The organism is Bacteroidales bacterium (genome assembly GCA_021648725.1).
Lineage (GTDB): Bacteria > Bacteroidota > Bacteroidia > Bacteroidales > JAADGE01 > JAADGE01.
In genome coordinates this window covers 1-11,544 of the sequence record JAKISF010000016.1, presented here as the reverse complement: position 1 = coordinate 11,544, position 11,544 = coordinate 1, and the positions used below count along the sequence as shown (strand labels likewise).

The 11,544-nt window shown below is 32.2% G+C and carries 10 protein-coding genes; 6 read left to right on the top strand and 4 right to left on the bottom strand.

Annotated features, from left to right (window positions below; translation table 11 throughout):
* Positions 1 to 16: 16 nt before the first annotated feature.
* Both murC and L3J35_07520 read right to left on the bottom strand, forming a co-directional pair.
* Positions 17 to 1,396, bottom strand: a complete 1,380-nt coding sequence (gene murC, locus L3J35_07525) for a UDP-N-acetylmuramate--L-alanine ligase (protein ID MCF6366036.1) — start codon at positions 1,394 to 1,396, stop codon at positions 17 to 19.
* Positions 1,397 to 1,930, bottom strand: coding sequence for an RNA methyltransferase (locus L3J35_07520; GenBank protein MCF6366035.1), 534 nt, complete (start codon positions 1,928 to 1,930; stop codon positions 1,397 to 1,399).
* 145 nt (positions 1,931 to 2,075) lie between these two features.
* On the opposite strand from L3J35_07520, the gene sucC reads away from it, so the two are divergent.
* Both sucC and porV read left to right on the top strand, forming a co-directional pair.
* Positions 2,076 to 3,263 carry an ADP-forming succinate--CoA ligase subunit beta gene (gene sucC / locus L3J35_07515; GenBank protein MCF6366034.1) on the top strand — a complete coding sequence of 396 codons (1,188 nt, stop codon included), beginning with the start codon at positions 2,076 to 2,078 and terminating at the stop codon, positions 3,261 to 3,263.
* 146 nt (positions 3,264 to 3,409) lie between these two features.
* On the top strand, positions 3,410 to 4,594 hold the full coding sequence (porV, locus tag L3J35_07510) for a type IX secretion system outer membrane channel protein PorV (GenBank protein MCF6366033.1): 1,185 nt from the start codon (positions 3,410 to 3,412) through the stop codon (positions 4,592 to 4,594).
* A gap of 60 nt (positions 4,595 to 4,654) precedes the next feature.
* Here porV and clpB read toward each other — a convergent pair whose 3' ends face one another.
* Positions 4,655 to 7,249 carry an ATP-dependent chaperone ClpB gene (gene clpB / locus L3J35_07505; GenBank protein MCF6366032.1) on the bottom strand — a complete coding sequence of 865 codons (2,595 nt, stop codon included), beginning with the start codon at positions 7,247 to 7,249 and terminating at the stop codon, positions 4,655 to 4,657.
* Positions 7,250 to 7,451: 202 nt separating this feature from the next.
* Between clpB and L3J35_07500 the strand changes: the two genes are divergently transcribed.
* From L3J35_07500 to L3J35_07485, 4 genes are read left to right on the top strand one after another with little or no spacing between them, the layout of a single operon-like run.
* Positions 7,452 to 8,123, top strand: coding sequence for a carbonic anhydrase (locus tag L3J35_07500; protein ID MCF6366031.1), 672 nt, complete (start codon positions 7,452 to 7,454; stop codon positions 8,121 to 8,123).
* Entirely contained in the window at positions 8,116 to 9,657 is a 1,542-nt protein-coding gene (locus L3J35_07495; protein ID MCF6366030.1) for a serine hydrolase, read from the top strand. Before L3J35_07500 ends, L3J35_07495 begins: the two co-directional genes overlap by 8 nt.
* A 9-nt stretch (positions 9,658 to 9,666) precedes the next feature.
* A complete protein-coding gene (zupT, locus tag L3J35_07490) occupies positions 9,667 to 10,479 on the top strand; it encodes a zinc transporter ZupT (protein ID MCF6366029.1) in 813 nt (270 codons plus the stop codon).
* A gap of 12 nt (positions 10,480 to 10,491) precedes the next feature.
* The gene (locus tag L3J35_07485; GenBank protein MCF6366028.1) at positions 10,492 to 11,070 is read left to right on the top strand and encodes a HupE/UreJ family protein; all 579 of its coding nucleotides are present in this window, start codon (positions 10,492 to 10,494) and stop codon (positions 11,068 to 11,070) included.
* 136 nt (positions 11,071 to 11,206) lie between these two features.
* Here the strand turns inward: L3J35_07485 and L3J35_07480 are convergent.
* On the bottom strand, positions 11,207 to 11,544 hold a 338-nt coding region (locus L3J35_07480; protein ID MCF6366027.1), incomplete at its 5' end, for a transposase.

The window sequence follows — 11,544 nt, the reverse complement described above, 5'->3', positions numbered from 1 at the left end:
ACTGAAGGTTTCAGAATTATTCAAATATTTTAGTTTCTGTAAATTTTGCAAATTCTTTTAATGAAATATCTCTTGCTCCGGTTAGAAGAATTATATCGCCACTTTTCAATTTGCTTTTGATTTTTACAGGAAAATCTTTTCTGTTTTTTACATAAAATGCTTTTTTTTCGTTATTATTAATGTCATTAATCAAATCTTCCGATGAAATATCTTTGCTTACTGTTCCGCCGGCATAATATATTTCTGACATCCAAATTTCATCATCTTTCCTTAATGCATTTGAAATTTCTTTTACAAATTCAGAACGTAAAAATTTTGTAGGGGTAAAGCCGTGCGGTTGAAACCATACAAATAAACGACTTTCAGGAAATTGGCAAGCATTAATTGATGCTGCTAATTTTGCCGGATTATGTGCATAATCATCAATAATTGTAATTCCGTTTTCTTGTGCTATGATTTGATGTCGTCGGTAAATGCCTTTATATGATTTAATTGCATTTGCACACTTTTTAACTGAAATTCCGGCTAACGTACAAGCTGCAACAGCTGCCGCAACATTTTCAGCATTATGTTTGCCAATTTGATGAACTAAGAACGGCACATTATTAATAGTAAAATCAATTTGAAATCCGTTTTGTTTGAAATTATTAATTTGATATCCTGTGTTTTCGGAATATCCGAAATCTTGTTTGATGTTTTCAGAAAATTTCTTCGTTCTGGTTTGAGCGTTATTTACAATTAATGTTTTACTGTTTTGCTTAAAAATCGAAAAAAGCTCTTCAAGTTCATTTAACTCTTTATGGTCTTTATCAATATTTAAAACAATACCGATTTCGGGTTTATATTTTATTAAAGAACCGTCAGATTCATCTGCCTCAATAATCAAATATTCTCCCTTCCCGGCAACGGCATTACCTATTTTCCCTGTCTCTTGAATACTGACTAAACCGGCTCCGGTAATTAAGGACGGTTTGTATCCGGTTTCATTCATAATATGATAAATCATAGCAGAAACTGTTGATTTGCCTGATGTTCCGCTGACGGCAATTGTTTTTTTAGTTTTGCTGATTGCAGCTAAAATATCGGAACGCATAACAACCGGAATATTTCTTTCTGTTGCTTTTTTATATTCAGGAACGGTGGGTTCTATTGCTGTTGATATAATTACAAACTCAATATTATCAGTTAAACCTGATGCATCTTGCGGAAAACATTTAATTCCTTCCGTTTCTAATTGTTTTTGGCGTTGTATTTTGTTATTTGAAGAAAATTGTCTGTCGGAACCGGAAACATTTTTACCCGTTCCTGATAAATATTGTGCAATAGCACTCATGCCGTCTCCGGCAATTCCTATAAAAAAGTAGTTATTTATTTTGTTAATATTTATTTCTGCCATTTACTTTAAATTTAATTTTCTGTAAAAGTCCCAAAGAACAACACCTGCACTAACAGAAATGTTTAATGAATGTTTTGTTCCTTCCTGCGGAATTTCAATGCAATAATCACTCATATCAACAATTTTTTGTTGCACACCTTTAACTTCATTCCCGAAAATTACTGCATATTTTTTACTATTTTCAATACTAAAATGTTGCAACATTACGCTTCCCTCGGTTTGCTCAACAGATAGTATTGTATAATTGTCTGATTTTAACTTGTTTATTGCACATTCTGTTTTTTTGAAATATTCCCAATTAATACTTTCAGTTGCACCCAGTGCTGTTTTTCGAATATCATTATGAGGCGGTTTTGCAGTAATTCCGCAAAGTATGATTTTTTCTATAAGAAAAGCATCAGAGGTTCTGAAGACCGAACCGATATTATTCATACTTCTGATATTATCCAAAATAACAGTTACGGGAATTTTGTCAGTTTTTTTAAATTCTTCAATTGATTTTCTTCCTAATTCGCTGTTTAAAAGTTTTCGCATTTATTTTCGTTATTAAATCATTTATAGCTTTAAATAAAATTTAATATGCTATAAAATATATATCCGGTTTTTTTAATTTATAATAAAAAACTAAATTTGGAACTTTAAAAAATAAAGGTTTTCAATAAAATATAAAACAAAAGTAATGAATTTACACGAATATCAAGGTAAAGAACTTCTTAAAAGTTTTGGTGTCAAAATTCAAGAAGGAATTGTTGCGGATACACCTGAGGAAGCTGTTGAAGCAGCAAAAAAATTAACAGAGCAAACAGGAACAAGCTGGTGGGTTGTTAAAGCTCAAATACATGCAGGCGGAAGAGGAAAAGGCGGCGGAGTAAAGCTTGCAAAATCTTTGGATGAAATTAAAGAAATTGCCGGTAATATAATAGGAATGCAATTAGTTACGCATCAAACAGGACCGGAAGGAAAAAAGGTTAATAAAGTTTTAATTGCACAAGATGTATATTATCCGGGTGAAAGCGAAACAAACGAATATTATATGAGTGTTTTATTAAACCGTGCAACCGGACGAAATATTGTTATGTATTCAACCGAAGGAGGCATGGATATTGAAACAGTTGCCGAAAACACTCCGCATCTTATTCATAAAGAAGAAATTGACCCAAAAATAGGATTATTGCCGTTTCAAGCAAGAAGAATTGCGTTTAACTTGGGTTTGGAAGGAAATGCTTTTAAAGATATGACGAAATTCGTAAGTTCATTATACAAAGCTTATGATAAAAGTGATGCTTCAATGTTTGAAATAAATCCTGTATTAAAAACTTCGGATAATCAAATATTAGCAGTTGATTCAAAAGTTAATATTGACGATAATGCTTTATTCAGACAAAAAGATTTAGCAGCAATGAGAGATTTAACGGAAGAAGATCCGGCAGAAGTTGAAGCAGGCAAATATAATTTGAATTTTATTAAACTTGACGGTAATGTAGGTTGTATGGTAAACGGAGCAGGGCTCGCTATGGCAACTATGGATATTATTAAAATGTCAGGAGGTTCGCCTGCAAACTTTCTAGATGTAGGAGGAACCGCAAATGCCGAAACTGTTGAAGCCGGTTTCAGAATTATTTTAAAAGATGAAAATGTAAAGGCTATTTTACTTAATATTTTCGGAGGCATTGTTCGTTGCGACCGTGTTGCTCAGGGAGTAGTTGATGCATATAAATCAATAGGAAATATCAGTATTCCCGTTATTGTAAGGTTGCAAGGTACAAATGCAATTGAAGGGAAAGAGCTTATAGATAAATCGGGTTTAAAAGTTCATTCTGCTATTACTTTACAAGAAGCAGCAGATATAGTAAAAAAATTAGTATAAAAATATATTATAATCTATTTTTAAAAGATGCGGTATGTTAAAACTGCGTCTTTTTTATTAAGCAAATGTTAAATATTATTAAATTATGTAATAAATATTATTTTAATTACGTTTGCAGACTAATAATAAATTTAAACTAAAATTAGATGACGAAAAGTTTTTTTGTTAGTACGATAATTATAATACTTTTTACCGGTAATGTTTTTGCACAACAAAGTTCAACGATAATCGGACAAGAATTAAATGCAATCACAACCGGAGTACCTTTCTTAACAATATCACCTGATGCACGCTCAGGTGCTATGGGTGATGCCGGAGTTGCTTCAAGCCCTGATGCAAATTCAATTCATTGGAATCCTGCAAAATATGCGTTTATTGAGCAAGATATTTCATTGAATTTATCATATATACCCTGGTTAAGAAATTTAGTTTCTGATATTAATTTTCAAAATATTTCAGGTTCATATAGGTTAAATAAAAACCAAACAATTGCCGCATCTTTAATGTATTTTTCATTAGGGAGTATTGATTTCACGAATAGTGTAGGAACAGTAATCGTTCCCGGCTTTAGGCCGAATGAATTTTCCTTTGATGCCGCTTATGCATTAAAGTTATCAAAAAATATGTCCGGCGGTATTGCTTTCAGGTATGTTCATTCAAATTTAACCGGAGGAATTCCGGCAGGAGGTTCCGGTTCTCCCACAAAACCGGGGAATGCAGTTGCAGGAGATATATCTTTTTTCTATACAAAAGATATGAGGCTTGAAGATAAGACAGGAACTTTTAATTTCGGAGTAAATATTTCAAATTTAGGAAGTAAAATCTCATACAGCGATGATACTTATTATGATGATTTTTTACCTGCAAATTTAAGAATCGGAGCTTCCTATAAATTGGATTTAGATGATTATAATTCTATTACGGCAATGATTGATATTAATAAGTTGCTGGTTCCTACACCGCAGTTTATTGTAAAAGATTCACTCGGTGTTGTTGTTGATACATTAGGTATTTCGAATGATGTTTCAGTTCCGGTAGGAATTTTTCAATCTTTTTATGATGCCCCGGGAGGTTTTGCAGAAGAAATGCATGAGTTAATGTATTCTGTAGGGATTGAATATTGGTATATTAATCAATTTGCAATCAGAGCCGGTTATTTTGATGAGCACGGTACAAAAGGAAACAGAAAATATTTTACCATGGGAATCGGTGTTAAATTAAATGTTCTTAATTTTGATTTTGCTTATGTTGTACCGACTGCAGGTCGTTCTAATCCGTTGGCTAATACCTTGCGTTTTACACTCGGTTTAAATTTAGAAAACTTAAAGTAGGCTAACTAAATAAAGATATTTTAAAAAAGCCCCTTGAAATCTCAAGGGGCTTTTTTTGTTTTAGATATTTCTGAAAATTATTTTTTCCTTATCGGCATCAATTAAAATATTTGAACTGCTTTCAACATTATTTGATAATACAGATTTTGCAAGTTCATTAATTATCTCTTTTTGCAAAATTCGTTTAACGGGTCTTGCTCCGTATTGCGGTTCGTATGCTTTATCTGATAAGTATTTTATTGCTTTTTCAGAAATTTCTGCATTAATATTATTCTCTTTTAACATCTTTGAAAGACTTTTAAATTGCAATTTTACAATTTGTTCAATTTCATCTTTTGTAAGAGGAGTGAACATAATAACTTCATCAATTCTGTTCAAAAGTTCGGGACGCATTTTCTTTTTCAATAAATCAAGAACTTGAATTTTTGTTTTTTCACTTATCTCGTCATAATTCTTTTCTTTAATATTTTCAAAGTTGTTATAAATAAGATGCGAACCGATATTTGACGTCATAATAATAATCGTATTTTTAAAATTTACTGTTCTGCCTTTATTGTCGGTTAATATTCCGTCATCTAAAACTTGCAGCAGAATATTAAAAACATCGGGATGAGCTTTTTCAATTTCATCCAATAAAATAACGGAATACGGTTTTCTGCGAACTGCTTCAGTTAATTGACCTCCTTCATCGTAACCTACATATCCGGGAGGAGCTCCGAGAAGTCTTGAAATTGAATGTCTTTCTTGATATTCACTCATATCAATTCTTGTCATCATGTGTTCGTCATCAAATAAAAACTCGGCCAAAGCTTTTGCAAGTTCTGTTTTTCCTACTCCGGTTGTTCCCATAAAAATAAATGAACCTATCGGTTTCTTAGGGTCTTGCATTCCCGCCCTGCTTCTTCTTACTGCATCTGAAACCGCTTTTATTGCTTCATCTTGTCCTATAACTCTTTTATGAAGTTCATCTTCCAATGATAAAAGCTTTTCTCTTTCGCTTTTGACCATTTTTTTAACAGGAATATGTGTCCAGTTTGAAACAACTTCCGCAATATCATCGTAATCAACCTCTTCTTTTAACAACAAACCGTTTGCCTGCATTTCAGAAAGTTGAGTTTTTAATTCTTCAATTTTATTTTCTTCTTCTTTTAATCGTCCGTATCTTAACTCGGCAACTCTTTCGTAGTTTCCGTCTCTTTCGGCTTGTTTTGCTTCAAATTTTATATCTTCAATTGCTTTTTTTCCGGTTTGTATCTTTTCAATAACTTCTTTTTCCGATTTCCATTTTGCGGTTAGAGAATCCAAAGTTTCTTGGTTATCCGAAATCAATTTATCTAATCTGTCCAATTTATGTTTAGTACCTTCTCTTTTAATTGCTTCTCGCTCAATTTCAAGCTGTTGTACGCGTCTTCTTATCTCGTCAATTTCACCGGGAACTGAATTCATTTCTAACCGAAGTTTTGCAGCGGCTTCATCAATTAAATCAATTGCTTTGTCGGGTAATTGCCTGTCATTTATATATCTTTGCGAAAGTTTAACAGCTGCAATAATTGCATCATCTTTAATTCTTACTTTATGATGGGTTTCGTAGCGTTCTTTTAAACCTCTTAGTATTGAAATTGCGTCTTCTGTATCGGGTTCGTCAATTATTACTTTTTGAAAACGTCTTTCAAGAGCTTTATCTTTTTCAAAATATTTTTGATATTCATTTAAAGTTGTTGCTCCTACGGCTTTTAATTCTCCTCTTGCAAGTGCAGGTTTTAAAATGTTTGCAGCATCCATTGCTCCTTCTCCTTTACCTGCACCTACCAATGTGTGAATTTCATCAATAAAAAGAATAATTTCTCCGTTTGATGCAATTACCTCTTTTACAACGGATTTTAGGCGTTCTTCAAATTCTCCTTTATATTTTGCACCGGCAATTAATGCTCCCATATCTAATGAGTAAAATTGTTTTGATTTTAAATTCTCAGGAACATCTCCGTTTACAATTCTGTGGGCAATACCTTCTGCAATAGCGGTTTTACCTACACCCGGTTCTCCGATTAAAATAGGATTATTTTTTGTTCGTCTTGAAAGAATTTGCAAGACCCTTCTTATTTCCTCGTCTCTTCCTATTACGGGGTCTAATTTTCCGCTTCTTGCCCTTTCATTTAGGTTTACGGCAAATCTGTTTAAAGAATTAAAAGTATCTTCGGCACTTTGGCTGTTTACTTTTTCTCCTTTGCGAAGTTCTTCAATTGCTTTAAGCAAATCTTTCTCGTTTACCCCGGCATCTTTTAAAATTTGTGAAACTTTATCTCCGTGTTTAAGAATTGCAATTAAAATACTTTCAACAGAAACATATTTATCTCCTCTTTTTTCAGAAATATTTATTGCTTTTTGCAATACTGAATGAGCATCTGATGAAAGGTAAGAGTCAACTCCTCCTGAAACTTTTGAGTAAGATTCTATCACAGAGTTTATTACAGAAATTAAGTTTGAAGTGTTAATACTTAATTTATTAAAGATGAATGTAGTAACATTTTCAGCTTCTTCAATTAAGCCTTTTATAAGGTGTGCTGTTTCAATTGCCTGATGATTTTTAGATTTAGCAATTTGTGATGCTTTTTGAACAGCTTCTTGTGATTTTATTGTGAAATTATTTAAGTTCATTTTTGTATTATTTAAAAGATTAATTGTTTTTATTTTTTACGTTACAAAATTCATATCATAATTTATTTTGTGTACTTTTGACATGAAATTAATTGCTTTTACGACAAAATGTCAGCTTTCAGTCAAAAGTAGTTACAATTTTTGACAGAATTAATATTTTTTGTAAAAATGTATCTATATTTAAAGCCTCATTTAATTTTATATGAAGAATTTGAAGATAAACGAATTAATTGAAAATAATAATCTTTGGATTAATGAAAAATTAAAAAAAGATAAGAATTATTTTTCAAAGCTTTCTAAAGGGCAATCCCCGAGATATTTAATGATTAGTTGTTCTGACAGCAGGGTTCCGCTGAATTCTTTACTTAAAGCAGAGCCGGGTGAAATTTTTATTCATAGAAATATTGCTAATCAAGTAAATCTTACTGATATTAATTTCTTATCAGTTTTAGAGTATTCGATTGAACATTTATTAATTAAACATATAATTGTTGTAGGGCATTATAGTTGCGGAGGAATTGCAGCAGCAGTTGACGGTGTAGATCAAGGACTTGTTGAAAATTGGATTTCACCGGTTAATGATTTATATAATAAAAATTCTGAAGAATTATCAAAAATTTCTGATAACTCTGCTAAAATGGATCGTTTATCTGAAATAAATACTATTGAACAAGCAAAAAATATTCTTAAAACACCGGTTTATCAACGTGCGTTAAGAAATAAAAAGTATCCTATGATACACGCTTGGATTTTTGATATTTATACAGGAAAAATTATAAAAAAAGACTTAAATATAGAAATGTTAATTGATGCAGGCTTACTGCCTGAGTACTATTTAACACATATAGAAACCAATAAAACTTACTATGAATAAATTTAGATTATTTGCTTTAAGCATCATTTTCTTATCTTCTTCTGTTTTATTCGGCCAAGAAAAAGCAGGCTTTGATTTTAACGAACTTGATAAATATCTTGAAAAAGCATTAAATGATTGGAAAATTCCCGGGATGGCAGTTGCAATTGTTCAAGGTGATTCTATTGTATTTGCAAAAGGCTACGGAATTAAAGAATTCGGAAAAGAGGACAAAGTTGATTCAAAAACTTTATTTTCAGTTGCTTCAAATACAAAAGCATTTACATCAGGAGCATTATCGCAATTAGTTGACGAAGGAAAATTAAGTTGGGATGATAAAGTTACGGATTACTTGCCTTGGTTTAAAATGTATAATAACTACGTTACGGGAGAAATGACCGTAAGAGACTTGCTTTGTCACAGAAGCGGACTGAAAACTTTCAGCGGAGATTTACTGTGGTATGAAAGCAAATACACAAGAAAAGAAGTTATTGAAAGAGCCAGATTCTTAAAACCGGAATATGGTTTCAGAGCACATTTCGGATATTCTAATATTATGTTTTCGGCAGCAGGAGAAATCATATCTGCAATAACCGGTCAGTCTTGGGAAGATTATATAAGAAGCCACTTTTTGAATAAGTTAGAAATGAAAAATTCTTTGCTTTCAGTTTCCGAAATAAAAAGCAATTCAAATATTGCGATGCCGCACCATACGGCAGAAGATATTAACCCTTTACCTATAAAATATATGAACTGGGATAATGTTGCACCTGCTGCTGCTGTTATTTCAAATGTTGAAGATATGGGCAATTGGTTGATAATGCAAATGAACGAAGGTGTTTTTAAAGGAGATACAATTCTTAGCGAAGAACAAATTTGGGAAATGCAGTCGCCTCAAACACCCGACAACTCGAGTAAAGGATGGTTGAGTTATTTCCCCACAAAACATTTTGATGCTTACGGTTTAGGTTGGTCAATTTTTGATTATCAGGGAGTTAAGGTAATAAATCACGGAGGCGGTGCTGACGGAATGATTTCGCAAACCATGTATGTTCCCGAAAAAGATTTCGGTATGGTTGTTTTAACTAACAGTATCAATTATTTGCCAAGTGCAATGATGTATTATGTAATTGATGATTATTTCGGAGACGTAACGAATGATTGGAGCGGTTTCTTTTTAAAAGTATATGCTTACGGCAAAAGAATGGAAAAGAAAGAAAATGAAGATAAAATAAAAAGCAGAGTGAAAGATACAAAGCCTTCATTAAAACTTGAAGATTATACAGGTATTTACGGAGGAGATTTATACGGAAACGCTGAAGTCAGAATAAAAAACGGAAAATTAGTTCTTGATTTTCTTCCTTCCGAAACTTTAATCGGCGATTTAACTCATTGGCATTATGACACTTTTGAAATAAAATTAAGAAACTCACCGACTTTGCCGAAAGGACTTGTTCAATTTATTATAGGGACAGACGGAAAAGTTGAAGAATTAAAAGTTGATATTCCTAATCCTGATTTTCACTTTACCGAATTAGAATTTAAAAAGAGATAGAATAAAAGGATGACTACAGAAATTATCGTACGAGCTTTTTTATTAACTCTTTTTGCCGGATTATCAACAGGCATCGGAAGTGCTTTGGCATTTTTCACAAAAAAAACAAATACAAAATTTTTATCGGTATCATTAGGCTTTTCAGCCGGTGTAATGATTTATGTTTCAATGATTGAGATTTTCGGAAAAGCAAGAGACAGCTTAACGGGAGTTTATGGTGATAAAATAGGTAATTGGTACACAATTTTAGGGTTTTTCGGCGGAATATTTTTAATTGCAATTATTGATAAATTAATTCCTGAATTTGAAAATCCGCATGAGATACACAAAGTTGAAGATGTTGAAAGTGAAGTTGAATCTGCAAAAAAGAAAAAACTTCTTAAAATGGGTATGTTATCTGCAATTGCAATTGCTATCCATAACTTCCCCGAAGGCTTGGCAACTTTTACGGCTGCAATAACCGACCCTGCTCTCGGAATTGCTATTGCTGTTGCCATTGCCATACATAACATTCCGGAAGGTATTGCGGTTTCTATACCTTTATATTATGCAACAGGAAGTAAGAAAAAAGCATTTTGGTATTCTTTTGTATCCGGTTTGGCTGAGCCGGTAGGTGCAATAATCGGTTTTGCTGTTTTAATGCCTTTTTTAAATGATACAGTTTTCGGTTTATTATTTGCTGCCGTTGCCGGAATTATGGTTTTTATTTCATTAGACGAATTGTTACCGACTGCAAGAGAATACGGACAACCTCATTCGGCAATATACGGATTAATTGCAGGAATGCTTGTAATGGCTGTAAGTTTAATATTATTTATGTAAAAAAGTGAGATTATGTTTTCAATGTATATAGATTTAGGCTTTGAACATATTACCGATTTAAACGGGTACGATCATATTTTATTCCTTATTGCTTTGGCAGCTGTTTATTTATTAAAAGATTGGAAGAAAGTGCTGATTTTAATAACGGCTTTTACAATTGGTCATACTGTTACATTAGCACTGGCAACATTAAAATTAATTAAAGTTCCGATTAATCTTATTGAGTTTTTGATACCCGTAACAATCTTTATATCAGCATTTTCAGATTTTTTCTATAAGAAAAATATAAATGATAAAAGATTGCATCATTTTAAATATGTTTTGGCTATGTTTTTCGGGCTGATTCACGGAATGGGATTCTCAAATTACTTAATTAATCTTCTCGGAACAGAAAGTAATATAGTTATGCCTTTATTTGCATTTAATGTGGGATTAGAATTAGGGCAAATTATAATAATTATTGCATATTTAGTTATTGCAAGTATTTTTGTTAAATACCTTAAAGTTTTGAGAAGAGATTTATCTTTAATTGTTGCAGGTGCAGCATTCGGAATTTCAATTATTTTAATGATTGAACGTTTCCCTTTTTAAATTAGAAAAGTCCTGCAAAAGCAAGACTTTGTGCCCGTAGCAATAATATCTGCACTATACTACTTTCATTTTATGATGTTTCTTTAAACTACTATTTCCATAATTGATGCAGAAATTAGTTTTTTGAATTAGGCATTTAAGTGAGAACTATTTGTTTGTAAGGCAATGGTGCTGCTATCATCATCCTGTTCATAAGGTTTTCAAATAGCCCGTCTTTCATGTTGCTTCTGTTAAACCTATAACAATATTCATCTATATATGCCTGCAAATGCTTTACTCTGTGATGTACTCCTCTTAACCATCCTTTGAAACCCATAATGGTTCTGTGAATTTCCGGAAAATTATTACCTTTTTTGCCGGAAGGAACTTGCACAAGGTTCTCAAAATCCTTTTTTAACGGAACGTATCCATTCCATAGGTCTGTTTTAATATGTGCTTCCAAACTTATGTTTTGTCTCATAAACAGTCCTAATT